The sequence below is a fragment of the Serratia sp. MYb239 genome, assembly GCF_002966855.1.
GTDB lineage: Bacteria > Pseudomonadota > Gammaproteobacteria > Enterobacterales > Enterobacteriaceae > Serratia_B > Serratia_B rhizosphaerae.
Genome location: NZ_CP023268.1, coordinates 2014384 through 2035600, shown reverse-complemented (window position 1 = coordinate 2035600; position 21217 = coordinate 2014384). Strand labels below are relative to the sequence as shown.

Here is a 21217-nt window from a genome sequence, read left to right as displayed (position 1 = left end):
GCCATTGTATGAACAGCCAGACCAAACCGTTATCTGCCGCCGTCCCGCCTTCCGGCTGGGTTAACGGCTTTATCGGCATGCTGATTTTCAGCGGTTCGCTGCCCGCCACCCGGCTGGCGGTCTCCGCCTTTGATCCCCTGTTTCTCACCGCCATCCGCGCCGGCATTGCCGGCTGTCTGGCGCTGTGCGCCCTGCTGCTGACCAGGCAACAGCGCCCCGCACGCGCCGACCTGATCCCGCTGCTGTGGGTCGCCGTTGGCGTGGTCGCGGGGTTCCCCCTGCTCACCGCCCTGGCGCTGCAGCATATGACGTCGGCGCACTCGCTGGTTTATATCGGCCTGCTGCCGCTGATGACCGCCTGCTTTGCCGTCTGGCGCGGCAGAGAACGCCCGAATATAAAATTTTGGGCCTTTTCCGTCGCCGGCGCCGCGCTGGTGGCGGCGTTTGCCCTGACCCACAGCAACGCAGGCTCCGGGTTCGGCGACCTGATGATGCTGGGGGCGGTCGCTCTGTGCGGACTGGGCTATGCCGAAGGCGCGGTGCTGTCGCGCCGCCTCGGCGGCTGGCAAACCATCTCATGGGCGTTGACGCTGGCGCTGCCGGCCACCATCCTGCTGACGCTGCTTTACGCTCCGGCCTCCTGGCCAAAAGCCGGCGCAGACGCCTGGCTGTCACTGGCCTATGTGTCTTTGTTCAGTATGTGGATCGGTTTTATTTTCTGGTATCGCGGGCTGGCGCAGGGCGGCATCGCCGCCGTCGGTCAATTGCAACTGTTGCAGCCCTTTTTCGGCCTGCTGCTGGCGGCGCTGCTGCTGCATGAACAGGTACAACCGGCGATGATTGCCGTAATGGCCGGGGTGCTGCTGTGCGTCGTGGGCGCCAAACGCTTCGCCCGCTAGCGCCGCACACTCATCCGCACCGGCTGGCCGTCAGCAACAGGCTATTCAGCGTGATGACCGCTTGCTCCACCTGCCGGTCGCTGTAGCCGCCCAGGCCGAGAATCAACCCGGTACGTCCGCGGCCGGCGGCATACATCGACGACAGCGCCCGTACCGACACGCCGGCCTCCTGCGCCAACCGTTCGACATGCCGATCGTCCAGCCCGCGCCGCAGCCACAGCACCATATGCATGCCCTGATCGCAGGGCTGCAGCTCCGCCAGTTCGGCGTTAATATGCCGGCCGACGGCGTCGATCACCACCCGCCGTTTTTCCGCATACAGACTGCGCATCCGCCGCAGGTGGCGCGCCAGATGCCCCTCCGCCATAAACTGCGCCAGCACGTACTGGTCAGCATTCGGCGGATGCCTGTCCATCAAAATACGCGCGCCGCAAAATGCGCCGACCAGCAGCGGCGGCACGATGGCATAACCCAGTCGCAACGAAGGAAACAGCACCTTACTGAAGGTGCCCAGATAGATAACGCGCGCCGGATCCTGCCCTTGCAGCGCAGGAAAGGGATGGCCGTCATAGCGCATCTCGCTGTCGTAATCGTCCTCCACAATCCAGGCGTTAGTTTCACGGGCCCAGGCCAACAGCGCGCTGCGCTGCGCCATACTCATCGGCATTCCCAGCGGGTACTGGTGCGAAGGCGTGACAAACGCCGCCCTGGCATCGGGCGCCATCATCCTGCCGGTGGCGACATCGATACCGTCTGCGCCGACCGGCACCCGCACCATCTGCCGGTCGCGCAGCGCCGTCGAGAACAACGCGGTCACACCGGGATAGGCAGGATCCTCGACCCAGGCGCGATCGCCGGCATCCAGTAAAATTTGCGCCGCCAGATACAAGCCCTGCTGGGTGCCGCAGGTCACCACAATCTGTTCCGGCGTACAAATTACCGAACGCGACTGACGCACATACTCACAGATTGCGCGACGCAGCGGCAGCGCCCCCAACGGATCGCCATAGCCATCCGGCGCGCCCGGCCCGCGCGCGCGCACCCGGTTGCCAAGTCGACGCCAGATATCCCCCGGCGCCGTATCACCGACAGGCAGCGACACGGTAAACGGAGCAGGCAACAGCGGTTTCAAACCACCGGCAAAGCGGGCGAACGCCTGCGCCTGCTCAGAAAGCGCCGGCTCGCCGCATTGGGCGCCAGGCAACACCGCCGATGCCGGCGGCGGCGAATCAATCGGCGCCACGCGCGTTCCCGACCCGGCCAGTGCCGTCAGTACGCCTTCGGCGATCAGCTGTTCATAGGCGACGGACACCGTACCACGCGACAGACGCAGCGCCACGGCCAGCGCACGCGTAGAAGGCAGGGGATCGCCCGCCTGCAGCTTCCCCTGCCGCACCGCCGTCCTCAGCGCCTGCGACAGCTGGCGGCTAAGTGACCCGGCCTGCCGATCAAGGGGGCCGATAGCAGGGATTTCAATAAGTTTGGCTTTGCGTGGCATCGCGATAACCGTCTGAAAAAACACCGCGTCAGTATAGCCCAGCCGCCATACCCGACGCGGACAAAAATCCCACAGCGGCGAACTGTATTTAAATTAATCAATAGCGTATATACTTTGAGCTGATGGCGGGCGGTAAAAACCGGAGAAAGATTAATGCCGGCTGTGCGCCACATCGAGTTTTCACGCCGTTAAAGACGCTAAGCTATTCAAACAGCAGGCAACACAGAGGGGGGAATACCATGTGGCAAGCCGTTAGCCGTCTGTTAAGTGAACATCTTGGCAGCGCAGAAATCCGCGAAAGGACTGAACTGCCCGGTGGCGAAATCCACCCGGCATGGCGCGTGAGTTACGGTGACAGCGAGGTGTTCGTGAAAAACGACGCCCGTGAGTTACTGCCTGTTTTTACCGCCGAAGCCGATCAGCTGGCGCTGCTGGCCCGCAGTAAAACGGTGCGCGTACCGGAGGTGTATGGCGTGGGCAGCGATCGCGACTACAGCTTTCTCCTGCTGGAGCATCTGGAGCTCAAACCGCTGGAAGCGCACGGCGCCTACTGCCTGGGACAGCAGTTGGCAAACCTGCACCGCTGGAGCGAACAGCCGCAGTTCGGCCTCGACTTCGATAACCACCTGGCCACCTCACCCCAACCCAACGCCTGGCAGCGTCGCTGGGCGGAATTCTTCGCCGAACAGCGCATCGGCTGGCAGCTGCAGCTGGCGGCGGAGAAAGGCATGTCCTTCGGCGATATTGATGAGCTGGTGGATATCGTCTATCTGCGTCTGCAACACCACCAGCCGCAGCCCTCACTGCTGCACGGCGATCTCTGGCCGGCCAACTGCGCCATGACCCGCGACAGGCCGGTACTGTTTGACCCCGCCTGTTACTGGGGCGACCGGGAGTGCGATCTGGCGATGCTGCCGCTCTACCCGAATCTGCCGCCGCAGATCTACGACGGCTACCAAAGCGTCTGGCCGCTGCCGACGGACTTTATCAAGCGTCAGCCGCTGTACCAGCTCTACTACCTGCTCAACCGTAGCAACCTGTTCGGCGGGCAACATCTGGTGGCGGCGCAGCAGGCCATCGACGCACTGCTGCATCCGCAGGACGCCTGACGTAAAACGGGGCCTTCAGGCCCCGTTTATATCATCACTCTTCCGTCGCCGGGCGTTACGCGCCGGCGGCCAGTTTGCCCAGCAGGCTAATCACGAAATAAGCCACCACCGCAATCGTCACCGGCAACACATACAGCGGGAAATACTGCAGGGAAATGCTGTGATGCGGCAGCGAAATACGCGACTCCAGCTGTTCGCGCGTCAGTCCTTCCGTCCCTTTCGCCTGCTCCAGAATCAGCTGGTCCTCCAGCCGTTCGCGGATAAACTTCACCTGCCGCGTCATACGCGAGCCGGAAGCGCGCAGCGCCAAACCGACGAAAATCAGCAGGTAGATAATAATAAACATCAGGTTGCCGCCGCTGAACAGGCTCTTATCCAGCCCCGGCACCGGCGAGTTATACCAGAACAGATTAAGGAATGGCGTATTGAAACGCACCATATCGACGATGACGTGCACGAAGTCGATCACCACCGCATTGATGCCTTTAGTTTTTTCACTGTATTGGTAAACAAAATTCAGCAATGAAATCAGCGTCGACACTAACGCCAGGATAAACAGCACCCACCCCAGAATTTGTTTGATAATGCCAATACGCCCTGCCTGTTGATACGTCATGTGTTCCCCTTGTTAACGACGCAACGGTAATAAACCGCGAGTTTACCCGTAGTTGCCCGGCCAAGCCCACCGTTTTCTTTACACAGGCACCACGGCCGCGCCCACAAACAGCCGTTTGTCCAGCAGGCTGGCGCTGCGTCCGGAGCGGCGATTTTGGTCGCGGCGATGGCAATGGTAGAGTAGCGCAGAGATCCCATCCACCGTATCGGCAGGAGTTAACGCACTAATGGCTTATTCGCAACGCATTGAAAGCGCAATTTTTGATATGGACGGCTTACTAATTGATTCAGAACCCTTATGGTTGCAGGCCGAGCTGGATATTTTCGGTTCGCTCGGCTTGGATCTTTCCGACCGTGACAAACTGCCGGATACCCTGGGGCTGCGCATCGATCTGGTCGTAGAGATGTGGTATCAGGCCATGCCGTGGCAGGGGGCGTCGCGGGAGCAGGTTTCCGCCCGCATTATTGAGCGCGCCATTGAGCTGGTGCAGGAACGCCGCCCGCTGCTGCCGGGGGTTACGCAGGCGCTGGAGCTCTGCCGCAGCCTCGATCTGAATATCGGTCTGGCTTCCGCCTCGCCGCTGCATATGCAGCAACAGGTACTGAATATGTTCGGTCTGGAACACTATTTTGACCAGCTGGTTTCCGCAGAATTTCTGCCGTACAGCAAGCCGCACCCGGAAGTATATCTGATTGCCGCCGAACGGCTGGGCAGCGATCCGCTGCGCTGCATTACGTTGGAGGACTCATTCAACGGCATGATCGCCACCAAGGCGGCGCGCATGCGCTCTATCGTGGTGCCGGCCGCAGAGTATCGCCAGGATGCGCGTTGGGCACTGGCTGACTATCAGTTGACGTCGCTGGAGCAGTTGACGCCGTCTCACCTTTCCTGACGATTACCCTCTTTCTGCGCCCGCCCCCGCACGCCGTTCTGCCGGCACGTGCGGGGGCGTTCAGTTTTAAAAACGTCGACCCACGTCAAAAAATAAATAAAACGTTATTTCATTTTTATTGAATTCGCATACCGACCGCTCTATGCTGTGAACACCACAGAAAACGCCGGGCGGTGGTTTTGCTGTCACTGCCACACAGCACACCAGCCGCCCGGCGTTTTCTCCCCCTCACCACAGCGAGGCCCTGAGATGGACGTCCGTCAAAGCATTCACAGCGATCACGCCAAACAGCTCGACACCGCCGGATTACGCCGCGAATTTCTGATTGAAAAGATTTTCGAGGACGACCAGTACACCATGACCTACAGCCATATTGACCGCATTATCATCGGCGGCATCCAGCCGCGCCGGCAAAGCGTCACCATCGGCGATGAGGTCGGTAAACAGCTGGGCGTCAGTTACTTTCTCGAACGGCGGGAAATGGGCATCATCAATATCGGCGGTGCCGGTCTGATCGAGGTCGACGGGCACAGTTACGAGATCGGCACGGAAGAAGCGCTGTATATCGGCCAGGGTGCCCGACAGCTGACGTTCCGCAGCGTTGACGCCGAACGACCGGCCAAGTTCTATTACAACAGTGCGCCGGCGCATACCCACTATCCCAACAAGAAAATCACCCTGGACGACGCCGCGCCGCAGACCCTGGGCGACGACGCCACCAGCAACCGGCGCACCATCAACAAATTTATCGTGCCCGACGTGTTGCCGACCTGCCAACTGACGATGGGGCTGACCAAGCTGGCCGCCGGCAGCCTGTGGAACACCATGCCGTGCCATACCCATGAACGGCGCATGGAGGTCTACTTTTACTTCGATATGGAAGATGAAACCGCGGTGTTCCATATGATGGGGCAGCCACAGGAGACCCGCCATCTGCTGGTGCACAACGAACAGGCGGTGATCTCCCCCAGTTGGTCGATCCACGCCGGCGTCGGCACCAAGCGCTACACCTTTATCTGGGGCATGGTGGGCGAAAATCAGGTGTTCGGCGATATGGACCACCTGGCCGTCAGCGAGCTGCGCTAACCCCCGCCGCCGGCCTCTGCGCCGGCCGTCAAGCTGCAACCCTGTCCGTGCGGCCAGACCGCACGGCGAGAGAATATGTCTATGACCATCAATTCCTTTGATTTAACCGGCAAAGTCGCCATGGTAACCGGCTGCGACACCGGGCTCGGCCAAGGTATGGCAGTCGGGTTGGCACAGGCCGGCTGCGATATTATCGGCGTCAACCGCAGCGATCCCGAACACACCAGCGCACAGATCAGCGCGCTGGGCCGGCGCTTTCTCAAGCTGCATGCCGATCTCAGCCGTACCGACGTCATCCCCGCGCTGATTGACAGCGCCGTCGCCGAATTCGGCCATATCGATATTCTGGTGAATAACGCCGGAATTATCCGCCGGGAAGACGCACTCGATTTCAGCGAGCAAGACTGGGACGACGTGATGAATATCAATACCAAGACGCTGTTTTTCCTGTCGCAGGCGGTGGCCCGGCAGTTTATCCAGCAAGGCGGCGGCGGTAAAATTATCAACATCGCCTCCATGCTGTCGTACCAGGGCGGCATTCGCGTGCCTTCTTATACCGCCTCCAAAAGCGCGGTGATGGGTCTGACCCGCCTGCTGGCCAACGAGTGGGCCAAACACGGCATCAACGTTAACGCTCTGGCGCCCGGCTATATGGCCACCAACAACACGCAGCAGCTGCGGGCCGATGCGGGGCGTAATCAGGAGATACTGGAGCGTATTCCCGCCGGCCGCTGGGGCGTGCCGCAGGATATGATGGGGCCGGTGGTCTTTTTGGCGTCATCGGCGTCTGACTATGTCAATGGCTACACGCTGGCAGTGGACGGCGGCTGGCTGGCGCGCTAAAACGTGACGTTTACCGGCTGGCGCACGGTTGCCGGCCGGCATATCGCTGACGGAAAAGCAGGCTCCCCCCATACAAAAGCACCCAACTCTTTGTAAAGCAGAGTAAAACAAACAATTAGTTACAGCGTCACCTATTCCATTACTGGGAAAATCCCCATATACTGGATAAATTACCAGTTTACCAGTCGGAATAGCAACCAGCATGACCGCGGAAGGACACCTTATTTTTTCTGTCGCTTGCGCGATCTTCGCCAAGAAGGCGGAAGTGACGCCGGTACTCGCCGACGGCGACTGGTGGCATATCATCCCCGCCGCCCTGCTGACCTCACTGCTGCCTGATATCGATCATCCCAAATCGCTGCTCGGCCAGCGCCTCAGCTGGATCGCCAAGCCGATCGCCCGCGCCTTTGGCCACCGTGGCTTCACCCACAGTCTGCTGGCCATCGCCGGCGGCATGATGCTGTTCCAGCTGAACGTACCGCGCAGCTGGCCCATTCCCGCCGATGCGCTGCACGCCATGATTATCGGCTACTTCAGTCACCTGGTCGCCGATATGCTCACGCCGTCCGGCGTGCCGCTGCTCTGGCCCTGCCGCTGGCGCTTTCGTCTGCCTCTGCTCAATTCGCAGCAGGGTAATCAGTTGGAGCGCGTGTTGTGCCTCGCACTGGTCGCCTTTGCCATTTACTGGCCGGGCGGCTGCACCATTCCGGTGCAGTCATATTTTGAACAGTTGAAAAATATTAGATGGTGATCACAAAAAACCGACCGTTTTATCACCCATTTGCCGTAATCTTAATCAAATTAAAAACAAAAGTTATATAACATTCCATTTGGGTATAAGCCCGCACCCCGGCAAACTGTTACGATATTTACATCGCTACACACTGGTGCGTAGCCATTTTTATATAAGAAAAGATTTGGAGACACGGGGATGAATTTACCGCTCGTCATTAACGTGGTGGTTTTTGTCGCCCTCCTTTTGCTGTTGGCGCAATCCCGCCATAAGCAATGGAGCCTGGCGAAAAAAGTACTGGTAGGTCTGGTGCTCGGCGTAGTGTTTGGCCTGGCGCTGCAGCTGATCTACGGTGCGGAAAACCCACTGCTGAAAGAATCCATCAGCTGGTTCAACATTGTCGGCAACGGCTATGTGCAACTGCTGCAAATGGTTGTCATGCCACTGGTGTTCGTCTCGATCCTGAGCGCGGTCGCCAAGCTGCATAACGCCTCCTCACTCGGCAAGATCAGTTTCCTGTCGATCGGCACGCTGCTGTTCACCACGCTGATCGCCGCGCTGGTGGGAGTGTTGGTCACCAACCTGTTCGGCCTGAGCGCCGAAGGTCTGGTGCAGGGCACGCAGGAAAGCGCGCGTCTGGCCGCTATTCAGAGCAACTATGTCGGTAAAGTCGCCGACCTGACGGTGCCGCAGCTGGTGCTGTCGTTCGTGCCGAAAAACCCGTTTGCCGATCTGACCGGCGCCAGCCCGACCTCGATCATCAGCGTGGTGATTTTCGCCGCCTTCCTCGGCGTGGCCGCGCTGCAGCTGCTGAAGGACGATCAGGCGAAAGGCCAGCGCGTCCTGACCGCTATCGATACCCTGCAGTCCTGGGTGATGAAGCTGGTGCGCCTGGTGATGAAGCTGACGCCATACGGCGTGATGGCGCTGATGACCAAAGTGGTTGCCAGCTCCAACATTCATGAAATCATCAAGCTGGGTAGCTTTGTGGTCGCCTCCTACCTCGGCCTGGCGATTATGTTCGGCGTACATGCGCTGCTGCTGAGCTTTACCGGCGTTAATCCGGTGAAATTCTTCCGTAAAGTGTGGCCGGTGATCACCTTCGCCTTTACCAGCCGTTCCAGCGCCGCCAGCATTCCGCTGAATGTGGAAGCGCAGACCCGTCGCCTGGGCGTGCCGGAGTCAATCGCCAGCTTCTCGGCATCGTTCGGCGCCACCATCGGCCAGAACGGCTGTGCCGGCCTGTATCCGGCGATGCTGGCGGTTATGGTTGCGCCAACCGTTGGCATCAACCCGCTGGATCCGATGTGGATTGCCACGCTGGTTGGTATTGTCACCGTCAGTTCCGCAGGCGTTGCCGGCGTGGGCGGCGGCGCCACCTTCGCCGCGCTGATCGTACTGCCGGCGCTCGGCCTGCCGGTCACGCTGGTCGCCCTGCTGATCTCCGTTGAGCCGCTGATCGATATGGGCCGTACCGCGCTGAACGTCAGCGGTTCAATGACCGCCGGTACCGTCACCAGCCAGCTGATGAAACAAACCGACAAGTCGGTGATGGACAGCGAAGACGACGTGGAACTGGCCCACCAGTAATTCCCCGTCACAACAAAAAAAACCGGCGCCCTGTGCGCCGGTTTTTTTATGCCTGCCGCTACGGCCTCTCGCCGTTTGCCAGCCGCCGGTCGATCGCGTCCAATATGCCCGGCAACTCCGCCAGCGTGTCAATCACGTAATGGGCGCCGGCGGCATAGAGCTTCTCCGCCGCCAGCCCACGCCGCCGCGCTACCTCGGCGGCATCCATCCGTTGGTACTCCTGCCACTGAACACCGAACTCATTGCCGGACAGCGCCAGCCCCACGCTCCACATGCCGGCATTCAGCCCTTCGGCAATGCCCGGCACGGCATCATCCACCTTCACGCAGTGGCCGACGGCGTCGACGCCCAGCGCAATCACATTCTGCAGCGCCATCCACGGCCCCGGGCGGCCGCCGGCAGGCAGATCGTCCGTCGCCACCCAATAGTCCGGCGCATAGCCGCGTGCAGCGGCGGCCGGCGCCAGCACGTCCATCACCGCGCGCGGATAGCCGGAACAGGAGCCGATTTTTATACCCTGCCGCCGCAGTTCGGCAATCACCTCGGGCACGCCGGCAATCGGCTCGGCGAAATCCACCACCTTGGCAATCTGCAGCGGCATAAACGCCTGGTACAGCGCATCGATATCCTGAGGAGTCATTGAGCGCCCCAGCTTTGCCCGCCAGCGGGCGTCAATCCCGGGCAGTTTGCCCAGCGCCTCGATATGCTGCCATTTGCCCAACCCCATCGGAATACGCGCCTCCTCCAGAGTGATGGCGATACCAAAGGTCTGTTGGAAGGCCTCGACGAAAATCTGTGTCGGTGCAAAGGAGCCAAAATCCACCGTAGTGCCGGCCCAGTCGAGAATAACGGCGTTAACCTGTTGCATCACAACTCCTTATTGTTGCCAGTACATGGCGCGACCGACGGCGTCCAGCAGACGGTCGATATCCTGCGGATAGACCTCGCCGATGTTGCCGATACGGAAACAGTCGCTGTGCGACACTTTGCCGGGGTAGATAACAAACCCCTGGCGTTTTAAACGTTGGTAAAACTCGCCGAAGCGGTAATCTTCCGCCCGTGGGGAGTAAAACGCGGTGATAATCGGCGAGTGCAGCGCATCATCCAGCAGGGTTTCAAACCCCAGTACGCGCATCCCCGCCACCAACCGGCGCTGGTTTTCACCATAACGCGCATAGCGCGCGGCGATACCGCCTTCCAGATCCAGCTCACGCAGCGCCTGCGCAAAAGCCAGTACGCTGTGGGTCGGTGAGGTGAAGCGCCACTTTCCGGCGTGGTCTTCCATACAGCGCCACTGGGCATACAGATCCAACGACAGAGAACGCGAACGGCCGGCGCATTTTTCCAGTTCGCTGCGCCGGGCGATCACAAAGGCGAAACCCGGCACGCCCTGAATGCATTTGTTGGCCGAGCTGATCAGAAAATCGATCCCCAACTCCTCCACGTCCAGCGGAATGCCGCCGAAGCTGCTCATCGCGTCAACGATAAAGGTCTTCCCCCGGCGTGCCGCCAGCGCCGCCACCTGCGCCAACGGATTAAGCATGCCGGTGGTGGTTTCACAATGTACCATTGCGATATGGCTGATGCGCGCATCGGCCAGCAGCAGCGCTTCCATCGCCGCCACGTCCGGTTCCGCCACTTCTCCGCAGTCATAACAGTGGTGATCGATGCCCATCAGCGCCGCCATCTCCGCCATTCGCGCGCCATAAGCGCCGTTGCTGACGACCAGCACCTTATCCTGCGCGCCGAGCGCCGTCCCCAGCACCGCTTCCACCGCATAGCTGCCGCTGCCCTGCAGCAGCACCGAGGTGTAGCCGGACGAGGCGGTGGCCAATGTTTCCAGGCGGGCGCGAATCGTCTGGACTACGCCGATATTGTAATCCTCATCCCAGGTACAGCTGTCGAACAGCATTGCCTGCTTCACCGTATCAGAGGTGGTCAGCGGGCCGGGCGTCAACAGCAGGTAATCGCGATCGTTCATCTTTTTACCCTTCCGATTGGTCTATACCAGATGCGCGCATTGTGCCGGTTAAGCATTCCACAGGTCAAACGCCAACCGGCCCTGAAACAAAAAATTCATCCGGGCATGTATAATGGAGCCTGCCGACATGCCATAGCGAGATAACATGAAACACCCTCAGGGCGATCTCCCCCACTATCTGCAGATCAAAGCGCAGTTACAGTCACGGATTAGCAGCGGTGCGCTGAAGGCCGGGGATAAGCTGCCCTCCGAACGGGAGCTGTGCGCGGCCTTTTCCACTACGCGTATCACCATTCGCGAAAGCCTGGCGCAGTTGGAGGCCAGCGGCGCCATCTATCGTGCCGACCGCCGCGGCTGGTTTGTCACGCCCGAACGGCTGCGACTGGACCCGACGCAGAACACCAATTTTCACCGTTTATGTCAGGAACAGGGACGGCAGGCGCGCACTGCGCTGTTGGCGGGGGAACACGTCGGCGCATCGCCGGAGGTGGGACAGGCATTGGCGCTCGAACCGGGCGCGCGGATCTACCTGCTGCGCCGGGTGCGCTATGCCGACGAACGGGCCATCTGTTATTGCGAGAACCACTGTTTACCGCAGCGGGTGCCGGGGCTGCTGCAGCACGATCTGAACGGCAGCCTGACCGAGATTTATCAGCAGCATTACCAACTGCTCTACAGCAGCATGCACCTGTCGTTTTACCCCACCGCGCTGCCGCCCGAAGCCGCCACCGCGCTGGGGGCAATGGTCGGCCTGCCCGCCCTGCTGCTGCGCCGTCTGAATTACGATCGGCACGGGCACATTCTTGATTTTGATATTGAGTACTGGCGCCATGACAGCCTGCGTATTGAGGTCGATACACAGTAAACGTCATGCATGGAAGTGGAATCGGCGCATGATGGAGTCAGCGTCAGTTAATCATACAGCCAACGCCCGGCCTTGGCAGACTCGGCGAACATACGCACGGTTAAAGGCTTTCTGGTCTTTTCTACATCAGCTTTTTGGTATTTGGTCCAACGCTCCCAACGAGATAAATTTTCCCAAGGGTAGTAGTAGCGCATATCGATGGACGATACATCTACATCGAATTTTTCAGCGTAGTCCTCAATCGCATAGAAGAATTCGTCACCTACAGCGTAGTCCTGCAGCATAGTGTCCAGTTCAAGCGGAACCATCTTCATCGTCCAGGTAAGAGGAACAGATAACTCATCGCGGAAAAAATCTAAAACCTCCTGCTCCGTTACCATAGCTTGTCACTCCCACGGGCAATAGTGTTGTACTTAACCACCGTCCGAAAAGAAATCTCGGTAATGTCTTTCGCCAAAATAATCCACCCAAGGACAGGTACAGCGCGTCCCACAAATGTTCCCAACTTACGCGTTAAAATAACTCTCATTGTAGAGGGAGGATATCCTCCAACAACAGACGGTAATTTTATATTACCGGGAAAAGTTTTGTTGCCGAATACCTTACGAGCCCCCCGGGAAACATAGGAGGTATCAGTAATATTTCCTCTAAATTTGCCCCGGGTTTTTGAAACATTGAATCCCCCCAAGATAGCGGCAACCGCCCCAACATCCTGAATGCCTAATTGGTTAGCTGTCTCTTCACAGAAGATCATGAAAAACAGCTCACCGATGCTTAGATGATATCTCCCCGCATAGAAATAGCGCCCACCTAATTCTTCAATCGTGTCCATTTACCGTGCTTTCCCTTTGTTGTTCTCCTGGTAAAAGATACTAACGCTCAGAAAACCGGCAGACAATCAGAGCGTTCTCGGGTTGGTGGTGATACTGAATTGGGCTCAGCAAGAAATATAAAAAAACCTGTCGTGAAGACAGGTTTTTCGGTCATCGGCAGGCGCTCATCATCGCCTTATACGGCACGCACTCAGAACAGGTAGTCGTGATAGCCCTGCTGTTCGGAAATAATACGCGCCGCATGGTGCAACTGACGCACATAGCCGGCCTTCGCCTCTTCGGAGAAGCGGATGGTCGGGAACGAGATGCTCAGGCCGGCAATCACTACGCCGAAGCGGTCAAACACCGGCACCGCGATACAGCGCAGCCCTTCTTCCTGCTCCTCCACGTCTTCACCAAATCCTTGCTGGCGCACCTGCGTCAGCACCGGCAGCAGTTGCGCCGCGCTGGTGATGGTATGCGCCGTGCTGCGGGTGAACTCGATCTGCGACAAAATATCGCCCACTTCGGCCTCATCGCGCCACGCCAGCAGAACTTTGCCGATCGCCGTACTGTGCAGCGGGTTACGGCGACCGATACGGGAATACATGCGCAAATTGTATAAAGAATCAATTTTATGGATGTAAACGATACTGTCTTCATCCAGCGCGCCCAGATGGATTGTCTCGCGGGTCTGTTGCGACAGTTCGCGCATCTGGATATCCGCACTGCGGATCAGATCCACATTCTGCAGCGATTTGGCGCCCAGTTCGAACAGCTTCAGCGTCAGGGAGTATTTTTCCGACTCCCCCTCCTGCGCCACGTAGCCCAATGATTTCATGGTTTGCAGAAAACGGTAAACGGTGCTTTTGGACATCATCACCCGCTGAGAAAGCTCGGTAATACCGATTTCGCGTTCCTCACCCAGCGCCTGCAAAATACCAAACACTTTCAGCACCGATGAAACCGCATCCGGTTGTTTATCTAGATCCGTATTCGCCATCAACAATCCCAGCCTATTTCCGTTTTAAGAAATTTAAACAAGGGTTTCAGTATAAGCGGAGCGCTTAATCCTGTGCAATGTAACCCGCAGAATAAGCGCTAGCCGCTCACTGCTGTTTACAATTAGCCGCCATCGGGCAGATACAATTAGCGTAAAAATTGTTAGCATGGTCACATTCCGCACGTTTATCTATGATTTCACTATGACACTCTCCAGCTCTGACGGGTTGCCCGTGCCGCAGCGCTACGGCGCAATCCTGGCCATTGCCCTTGGCATCACCGTTTCCGTACTCGACGGGGCCATCGCCAATGTTGCGCTGCCCACTATCGCCCGCGACCTTAACGCCAGCGCGGCCAACTCTATCTGGGTTATCAATGCTTATCAGCTGGCCATTACCGTCTCGCTGCTGTCGCTGGCCTCGCTGGGAGACTTGCTCGGCTACCGCCGTATCTACCAATGGGGGCTGTTGGTTTTTAGCCTGACGTCGCTGTTTTGCGCCCTGTCCGACAGCCTGACTACCCTGACTATTGCTCGCGTGCTGCAAGGGTTTGGCGCCGCAGCCATCATGAGCGTCAATACCGCGCTGATCCGCATTATCTATCCGCAGCGTTACCTCGGCCGCGGCCTGGCGATTAACGCGTTGATCGTCGCCTTCTCGTCCGCCGCCGGGCCAACGGTTGCCGCTGGCATTTTATCGTTCGCCTCCTGGCCGTGGCTGTTCGCGATAAATCTGCCGATCGGTCTGGCAGCGTGGCTGCTGGGCATGCGCTATCTGCCGGCCAACAGCCAGAAAAGCCGCGGGCGCTTTGACCCGCTCAGCGCCGTGATGAATGCGCTGACCTTTGGTTTGCTGATCGCCGCCCTCAGCGGCTTCGCCCAAGGTCAGAGTCTGACGCTGGTGGCGGCGGAACTGGCCGCCCTGCTGGTGATTGGCTGGTTTTTCGTGCGCCGTCAGTTGCAGCAAAGCGCGCCGTTACTGCCGGTCGATTTGCTGCGTATCCCGATCTTTGCGCTGTCGATGGGCACCTCAATCTGCTCGTTCGCCGCCCAAATGCTGGCAATGGTGTCGCTGCCGTTCTTTCTTCAGCAGGTGTTAGGGCGTGACGAAGTCGCCACCGGTCTGCTGCTGACGCCTTGGCCGCTGGCGATCGTGGCAGTTGCGCCGCTTGCCGGCCGGCTGATTGAACATGTCCACGCCGGGCTGCTGGGCGCGCTGGGACTCGGCCTGTTCGCTCTTGGATTATTCCTGCTGGCGACGCTGCCGCAGAACCCGGCCGATCTGGACATCGTCTGGCGGATGGCGCTGTGCGGCATCGGTTTTGGCCTGTTTCAGTCGCCAAACAACCACACCATCATCTCTTCGGCGCCGCGTCACCGCAGCGGCGGGGCCAGCGGCATGCTGGGCACCGCACGCCTGCTGGGTCAGACCTCCGGCGCCGCACTGGTGGCGTTGATGTTCAACCTGTTTCCGGAGAACGGCACACATGCATCGCTGCTGCTGGCCGGCAGTTGCGCCACCTGTGCCGCGTTGGTCAGCGCCTTACGCATCCGTCAGCCGCGCGCCGCTGCGCACTAAATCGTCACCTTGTGACATAAAAAAACCCCGGCAAGCCGGGGTTTTTTAGTGATGCTGGATTACTTCAGATACTGACCGGAACGCAGCGCTTCAATACGCTTGTCCAACGGCGGGTGCGACATGAACAGCTCGCTGAAGGTTTTGGATTTACCGTTAATGCAGAACGCCATCATGCTGCCCGCTTCCTGCGGCTCGTAGCTGGTTTTCAGACGCTGCAGCGCAGCAATCATCTTCTCACGGCCCACCAGTTTGGCCGAGCCGGCATCCGCATGGAATTCACGGTGACGCGAGAACCACATGGTGATAATGCTCGCCAGAATACCGAACACCAGCTCCAGCACCATGGAAACCGCGAAGTAGATCATCGGATTGCCGTTGCCTTCCCCTTCACCGTCACGGTTACCCAGGAAGCCAGCGGCCACCTGCGCCAACAGACGCGAGATAAAGATCACGAAGGTGTTCACCACCCCTTGGATCAGGGTCATGGTCACCATATCACCGTTGGCGACGTGGCTGATTTCATGGGCGATAACCGCTTCCGCCTCATCACGGCTCATGCTTTGCAGCAAACCGGTGCTGACCGCGACCAACGACGCGTCACGACGCGCACCGGTGGCGAAGGCGTTGATATCCGGCGCGTGGTAAATCGCCACCTGCGGCATAGCAATGCCTGCCTGCTGAGACTGACGACGTACGGTTTCCAACAGCCAGTTTTCGGTTTCATTACGCGGTTGTTCAATCACTTCCCCGCCGACGGAGCGCAGCGCCATCCATTTGGACATCAGCAGGGAGACAAACGCACCGCCGAAACCAAACAAACCGGCCATGATCATCAGGCCCTGAACGCTACTGGATTGAATTCCTGTCAGGCTGAGCACCAGCCCGAAAACCAACATCACCGCCAGGTTGGTGAGCAGGAACAGAGCTATACGCATCATAAAATGTTTACTTCCTCATAAAATGTTAACAAGACGCTGCTGTAGATACTTTAGCAAGTATGGGCATCCGGCACAGTTTCAAGCCAGAAAAGCCATTAACCCACTAAAAATACGAAACTTTACAAAAACGGCGTTTCCCGCCGGATTTACGAATTGTAAACGATTGTTGCGGCTGACGGGGAAGTTTTAGAGAAAACCCGCGGCAATTGCAGGTTTTTTATGCGGCCATGCCGCACTTGCCGCTTGATGGCAAGGCGGTATAACGTGATAAGGTAACGGCGGCAAACGTATGGCGGGGCTTTACCCTCTTCCGTGAAGCATAATCACGATGGAAGATTAAAAAGCAGCATAATATGCCCGACGATAACGATCGCCGCGCAGGTCAAACGAAAGAGACGCATATTGCTTCACTCAGTCTGGCAGATAAATCGATATTTACAGCTAAACACAAAGAAAACAACTGGAAAAAGTCTGATAAGACCCACGGTCACAACGGATTGGAAGAGTATATTTATGATGTTAAACAAAGGTTTTATACGATTAGCGGGCGTGATATCCGTTGTTTCTGTCGCCACTGGCTTCACCCGCTGGCCTGACGTGATGTTTATTTCCAGCTGTGCGATGATCGTTATCTGGGCTCATGCCGAATGGGACTGGCGCCGCAAGGACAAATCCTGATCTCTGCACGCTGATGACCGCCCGATGGATTGAAAACTTGGCTGCCGCAGTGCCGCCCTATGCGTCGGAAAGTCATAGCAGGCCATCCGGCAAGATTGCGCACCGACTATGATTAGCTAGCTGACGGCTCTCCTTCCAGCGTATCTAAGCGCCGGTAGTTCTCTGACGCGCTACAGAAGTCAGATTGATATTTAAAAGCGCTGCCGCGCCTGTCCATTCCCATAGTGATGTAAGCGCAATAATCGGTTCTATAACCCTCCCAGGATGTCTGCGCAGTTTCAAAAGCGGCGCGATACTCAACATCCCCGAGTACCGCCAGATCCTTTCTTATTTCCGCCAACCGCGCGTTAAGCCTCTGCTCAGAACGTGCAGATAAACGCGTGACGCACGCCAATAATGCCGGATAGTTTTTATTAACATTTATCTTCCGGCATGCCGCAGGATCCTTGGATATCAACCCTTCAATGTCGGAAACGGCCCCGGCACCGGAAAAAACCGGCATACAGGCCAAAATGATAATGCCATATCTTTTCATCCTTTCGCTCCCTCGTTAACCCTCACCGCACCGCCCTTCGCCGTTGAAGTCATACATTCCATGTCATACGCCGGTCATCCTCTATAGCCAATAATCGCTGGCTGGACTACAGCCCCTATCACAATTTGTTGAACTTACGCCCATAAAAAAACGCACCCTAAGGTGCGCTTTTTACGTTCATCGGCCAGAAACTATTTACCGGCGGCAACCTGCTGGGCCGGCTGCCCCTGTTCCAGATGCGCCAGGTCCAGCGCAATATGCACGCTTTCATCCAGATACGGATCCGGCTCTTTGTAGTCTTTCGGCAGGTTGTCGAGCGACTTCAGCGGCTTCTTGCCGGCGTGCTGCAGGCGTTCGTTAATCCGCTTCAGGCGCGTAGCGTCATCGTCATGGTTCTCTTTCTCACGCTGGGCCAGATTGAGCGAGACGATGTTACGTTTGTCTTTCAGCGCCTTGTAGTGAGCAATATCCTGCGCAATGTATTGGAACTCCGGATCCTTGGCGATGCGTTGCTCGTGATCCTTCAGCAGTGCCGGCTCAAACGGCTTCAGATCGCCAACCCGACCGTAGGTGGCAGCGTTAATGCTGTCCCACGGCATCGCATTGTCTTCGAAGCTTTCACCGGTTTCTGCCGGATCGACGCCGGTCGGCATCAGGATATCTGGCGTCACGCCCTTACGCTGGGTACTACCGCCGTTCACCCGATAGAATTTCTGGATGGTGTACTGCACCGACCCCAACGCCGGCCACTCAGGGCGCAGCATCTGATCGTAGATACGGCTCAGCGAGCGGTATTGCTGCACGGTGCCTTTACCGAAGGTCGGCTCGCCGACGATCAGCGCACGACCGTAATCCTGCATCGCTGCCGCGAAAATTTCCGACGCGGAAGCGCTGAAACGGTCAACCATCACCACCAACGGCCCTTTGTAATAGGTTACGCCGTCGGTATCCGCATCTTCGCGGATTTTACCGTTGTTATCACGCACCTGCACTACCGGGCCGCTCGGGATAAACAGACCGGACAGCGACACCGCTTCGGTCAGCGCGCCGCCGCCGTTGGTGCGCAGATCGATAATCACGCTCTTGACGTGCTGCTTGGCCATCTTCTGCAACTGAACTTTGACGTCATCGGTCAGCCCGACGTAGAAGCCGGGAATATCCAGCACCGCGACTTTCTCTTTGCCGACGGTCTTGATGGTCATTTTCACCGCACGGTCTTCCAAGCGGATGCGTTCACGCGTCAGGGTTACCACGCGGGTTTTGCTGCCCTTGCCGGCCGGCAGAATTTCCAGCCGTACCTTGCTGCCCTTCGGCCCTTTGATCAGGGAAACCACATCGTCAAGACGCCAGCCGATCACATCGACAATCGGCTTGCCGGTCTGGCCGACGCCGACGATACGGTCACCAACGGTAATCGACTTGCTTTTCGCCGCCGGGCCGCCCGGCACCATCGAGTTGATCAGGGTATAATCGTCATCCATCTGCAATACCGCGCCGATGCCTTCCAGCGACAGGCTCATCTCGGTGTTGAACTGTTCGGTATTGCGCGGAGAGAGATAGTTGGTATGCGGGTCGATTTCATGCGCAAAGGCATTCATCGCCAGCTGGAACACGTCTTCGCTGTTGCTTTGCGTCAGACGCTTGATCGCGAACTGATAACGCTTGGTCAGCGTTTCGCGAATTTCCTTATCATTTTTGCCGGCCAGTTTCAGGCTCAGCTCATCGTACTTGACCTTGGCATCCCACAGACGGTCAAGTTCGGCTTTGTCTTTCGGCCACGGCGCTTTGCTGCGGTCGACGTCGATCGTATCGTTGCCGGTGAAATCCATCGGTTTTTTCAGCAACGACAGCGCATAGGTGTAACGTTCGAAGCGGCGCTTCTGCGCCAGGTTGAACAGCGCGTATGACGTGGTCAACTTACCGGTTTTCAGCTCTTCGCCGAAGGCGGTGCGCTTATCGGCAAACTGCGCGACATCGGAGGCCAGCAGAACGTTGTGGTTGTAGTCGAGCATATTCAGGTAGCGATCGAAAATCTTGCCTGAAAACTCCGCGTCCAACGCAAACTGACGATAATGAGAGCGAGTGAAGCGCGCCGTAACGCGCTCACTCACCGTAGCATGCTGCGGTTCCTGATGCAGCTGCGGCAGTTGGTCGATGCGGATGTTGGCGGTATCCGCACCGTAACTGACGCCAGCCCACATCAAGGCAGCGACTGCCGTTAATCTGACAAATTTGTTCATGCCTTAGTTGGCCTCCGTATCAGAACTGCAAGTGTTCTGCGCGCACAATCATCGCCAGACCGGAAGAGAGCTGTACACGTACGCCATCTTTAGCGATTTCGAGTACGGTAGCATCCATCGCGCTCTTGCCTGCTCTGACCTTGATTTCCTGGCCGATCTGCAGTGCGGAGATATCCGTGACGGGTACATGACGCTGCTGACTTTCTTCTTTGGCAGCGCGAGGCTTGCGGGCTTGCTGAGGACGCGGCTTGCGGTTTTCCACTGCGGCGCCTTCGCGGCGTGCAGCCGGTTTTTTACCTGCGGGACGCGGACGGCGCGGCGCTGCGGCATCGCCGGCGGCCTCACGCTTTTTGGCGTTCTGCTCGGCACGCTGGGCCTGAACGCGCGCTTTGGCTTCCTCAAGCTGCTGACGCGCGTGGTCGACGTGCTGCTGTTCCAGCTCGCCGCACGGGTTGCCGTCCAGGTCAACGCGCTGCGCGCCGACTTTTACGCCGTACAGGTAACGCCAGCTGGAGGTATACAGGCGCAGCGCAGAACGCAGTTGCGTCTTGCTCAGGTTTTCCTCCCCCTGCACGCGCTCCACCAAATCCTGAAAAATACCGATTTTGAGCGGACGTGCTTCGCCCTCGGCGCTAAAGCAGAGCGGAAAACGCTCGGCAAGAAAAGCAATAACTTCTTTACTAGAGTTCAACTTAGGTTGATTTTCCATGAAATTTCCTGATTACAACGGTGTTGCCAACAAGCCGCAGGCATGAACAGGCGTCATTATAATGACGCCATCGCTAAATGCCACGTTAACCGTAGATCAACTTGCCGCTACAGTGACGTATTTCGCACAATCGCACTGCTCCAGCTGTGCGCAAAGCCCCGCCACCACTGCTTTCAGGCCTTCTTCATCCTGTTCGTCGAAGCGTTGATAAACTGTGCTGTCGATATCGAGAACGCCGATAACCTGACCGCCGACTTCCAGCGGCAGCACGATTTCGGCGTTGCTGGCGGCATCACAGGCGATGTGTCCCGGGAAGGCATGGACATCACCAACGCGCTGCACGGCGTTTTCCGACACCGCAGTGCCGCACACGCCCTTACCCACGGGGATTCGCACGCAGGCGATCTTGCCCTGGAACGGCCCCAGCACCAGTTGCTGGCCGTCCATCAGGTAGAAACCGGCCCAGTTCACCGCGTCCAGGCGTTCGTTAATCAACGCGCTGGCGTTGGAGAGCGCAGCAATAAAGTTGGTTTCACCATCCAACAACGCACAGAGATCGCGTTTGAATTCCGCGTAGAATTGTTCTTTTGTCATGTAATAACCATTAAAACGCT

The 21217-nt window shown here is 58.0% G+C and carries 22 protein-coding genes; 10 read left to right on the top strand and 12 right to left on the bottom strand.

All coding sequences use genetic code 11. The annotated features are described in order from the left end of the window. Positions 1 to 8 precede the first annotated feature (8 nt). Complete coding sequence (locus tag CLM71_RS09745) at positions 9 to 899, top strand: DMT family transporter (protein WP_105230844.1); 891 nt, start codon at positions 9 to 11, stop codon at positions 897 to 899. A 10-nt stretch (positions 900 to 909) separates the two neighbouring features. Here the strand turns inward: CLM71_RS09745 and CLM71_RS09740 are convergent, their stop codons facing one another. Beyond that, positions 910 to 2397 (bottom strand): PLP-dependent aminotransferase family protein, encoded by a 1488-nt coding sequence (locus CLM71_RS09740; RefSeq protein WP_105233290.1) that lies wholly within the window; start codon positions 2395 to 2397, stop codon positions 910 to 912. 239 nt (positions 2398 to 2636) lie between these two features. Between CLM71_RS09740 and CLM71_RS09735 the strand changes: the two genes are divergently transcribed. Then, complete coding sequence (locus CLM71_RS09735) at positions 2637 to 3506, top strand: fructosamine kinase family protein (RefSeq protein ID WP_105230843.1); 870 nt, start codon at positions 2637 to 2639, stop codon at positions 3504 to 3506. A 55-nt stretch (positions 3507 to 3561) separates the two neighbouring features. Here the strand turns inward: CLM71_RS09735 and CLM71_RS09730 are convergent, their stop codons facing one another. Then, the gene (locus CLM71_RS09730) at positions 3562 to 4122 is read right to left on the bottom strand and encodes a YniB family protein (RefSeq protein ID WP_105230842.1); all 561 of its coding nucleotides are present in this window, start codon (positions 4120 to 4122) and stop codon (positions 3562 to 3564) included. Between the two features lie 226 nt (positions 4123 to 4348). Between CLM71_RS09730 and hxpB the strand changes: the two genes are divergently transcribed. From hxpB to CLM71_RS09705, 5 genes are all read left to right on the top strand, one after another. Beyond that, positions 4349 to 5014, top strand: coding sequence for a hexitol phosphatase HxpB (gene hxpB / locus CLM71_RS09725; protein WP_105230841.1), 666 nt, complete (start codon positions 4349 to 4351; stop codon positions 5012 to 5014). A gap of 249 nt (positions 5015 to 5263) precedes the next feature. After that, on the top strand, positions 5264 to 6100 hold the full coding sequence (gene kduI / locus CLM71_RS09720) for a 5-dehydro-4-deoxy-D-glucuronate isomerase (protein ID WP_105230840.1): 837 nt from the start codon (positions 5264 to 5266) through the stop codon (positions 6098 to 6100). 81 nt (positions 6101 to 6181) lie between these two features. After that, positions 6182 to 6943 (top strand): 2-dehydro-3-deoxy-D-gluconate 5-dehydrogenase KduD, encoded by a 762-nt coding sequence (kduD, locus tag CLM71_RS09715; RefSeq protein ID WP_105233288.1) that lies wholly within the window; start codon positions 6182 to 6184, stop codon positions 6941 to 6943. A gap of 202 nt (positions 6944 to 7145) precedes the next feature. After that, positions 7146 to 7694 (top strand): metal-dependent hydrolase, encoded by a 549-nt coding sequence (locus CLM71_RS09710; protein WP_105230839.1) that lies wholly within the window; start codon positions 7146 to 7148, stop codon positions 7692 to 7694. A gap of 180 nt (positions 7695 to 7874) precedes the next feature. Then, positions 7875 to 9266, top strand: coding sequence for an L-cystine transporter (locus CLM71_RS09705; RefSeq protein WP_105230838.1), 1392 nt, complete (start codon positions 7875 to 7877; stop codon positions 9264 to 9266). Between the two features lie 58 nt (positions 9267 to 9324). Here the strand turns inward: CLM71_RS09705 and phnX are convergent, their stop codons facing one another. After that, a complete protein-coding gene (gene phnX / locus CLM71_RS09700) occupies positions 9325 to 10134 on the bottom strand; it encodes a phosphonoacetaldehyde hydrolase (protein WP_105230837.1) in 810 nt (269 codons plus the stop codon). A 9-nt stretch (positions 10135 to 10143) separates the two neighbouring features. Beyond that, on the bottom strand, positions 10144 to 11247 hold the full coding sequence (phnW, locus tag CLM71_RS09695; protein WP_105230836.1) for a 2-aminoethylphosphonate--pyruvate transaminase: 1104 nt from the start codon (positions 11245 to 11247) through the stop codon (positions 10144 to 10146). A 145-nt stretch (positions 11248 to 11392) separates the two neighbouring features. Between phnW and phnR the strand changes: the two genes are divergently transcribed. After that, positions 11393 to 12112 (top strand): phosphonate utilization transcriptional regulator PhnR, encoded by a 720-nt coding sequence (gene phnR, locus CLM71_RS09690; protein ID WP_105230835.1) that lies wholly within the window; start codon positions 11393 to 11395, stop codon positions 12110 to 12112. A gap of 47 nt (positions 12113 to 12159) precedes the next feature. Here phnR and CLM71_RS09685 read toward each other — a convergent pair whose 3' ends face one another. The 3 genes from CLM71_RS09685 to kdgR all read right to left on the bottom strand — a co-directional run bounded on the left by CLM71_RS09685 (position 12160) and on the right by kdgR (position 13927). Then, positions 12160 to 12492 (bottom strand): DUF1493 family protein, encoded by a 333-nt coding sequence (locus tag CLM71_RS09685; protein WP_105230834.1) that lies wholly within the window; start codon positions 12490 to 12492, stop codon positions 12160 to 12162. Beyond that, the gene (locus CLM71_RS09680) at positions 12486 to 12944 is read right to left on the bottom strand and encodes an STM2901 family protein (protein ID WP_105230833.1); all 459 of its coding nucleotides are present in this window, start codon (positions 12942 to 12944) and stop codon (positions 12486 to 12488) included. Before CLM71_RS09680 ends, CLM71_RS09685 begins: the two co-directional genes overlap by 7 nt. Positions 12945 to 13135: 191 nt before the next feature. Next, positions 13136 to 13927 (bottom strand): DNA-binding transcriptional regulator KdgR, encoded by a 792-nt coding sequence (kdgR, locus tag CLM71_RS09675; protein ID WP_105230832.1) that lies wholly within the window; start codon positions 13925 to 13927, stop codon positions 13136 to 13138. A gap of 202 nt (positions 13928 to 14129) precedes the next feature. Between kdgR and CLM71_RS09670 the strand changes: the two genes are divergently transcribed. Then, complete coding sequence (locus tag CLM71_RS09670; protein WP_105233286.1) at positions 14130 to 15503, top strand: MFS transporter; 1374 nt, start codon at positions 14130 to 14132, stop codon at positions 15501 to 15503. Between the two features lie 59 nt (positions 15504 to 15562). On the opposite strand, the gene htpX is transcribed toward CLM71_RS09670, so the two are convergent. After that, the gene (htpX, locus tag CLM71_RS09665; protein WP_105230831.1) at positions 15563 to 16441 is read right to left on the bottom strand and encodes a protease HtpX; all 879 of its coding nucleotides are present in this window, start codon (positions 16439 to 16441) and stop codon (positions 15563 to 15565) included. Positions 16442 to 16794: 353 nt separating this feature from the next. Here htpX and CLM71_RS09660 point away from each other — a divergent pair, with 353 nt between their 5' ends. Continuing rightward, a complete protein-coding gene (locus CLM71_RS09660) occupies positions 16795 to 17037 on the top strand; it encodes a hypothetical protein (RefSeq protein WP_105230830.1) in 243 nt (80 codons plus the stop codon). Positions 17038 to 17231: 194 nt separating this feature from the next. On the opposite strand, the gene CLM71_RS09655 is transcribed toward CLM71_RS09660, so the two are convergent. From CLM71_RS09655 to CLM71_RS09640, 4 genes are all read right to left on the bottom strand, one after another. Beyond that, positions 17232 to 17654, bottom strand: coding sequence for a lysozyme inhibitor LprI family protein (locus CLM71_RS09655; RefSeq protein WP_105230829.1), 423 nt, complete (start codon positions 17652 to 17654; stop codon positions 17232 to 17234). Positions 17655 to 17845: 191 nt separating this feature from the next. Beyond that, the gene (gene prc / locus CLM71_RS09650) at positions 17846 to 19894 is read right to left on the bottom strand and encodes a carboxy terminal-processing peptidase (protein WP_105230828.1); all 2049 of its coding nucleotides are present in this window, start codon (positions 19892 to 19894) and stop codon (positions 17846 to 17848) included. A gap of 19 nt (positions 19895 to 19913) precedes the next feature. Then, positions 19914 to 20603: an RNA chaperone ProQ gene (gene proQ / locus CLM71_RS09645; RefSeq protein WP_105230827.1), complete on the bottom strand. Its 690-nt coding sequence runs from the start codon at positions 20601 to 20603 to the stop codon at positions 19914 to 19916. Positions 20604 to 20699: 96 nt separating this feature from the next. Then, positions 20700 to 21197, bottom strand: coding sequence for a GAF domain-containing protein (locus tag CLM71_RS09640; protein WP_105230826.1), 498 nt, complete (start codon positions 21195 to 21197; stop codon positions 20700 to 20702). Positions 21198 to 21217: the final 20 nt, after the last annotated feature.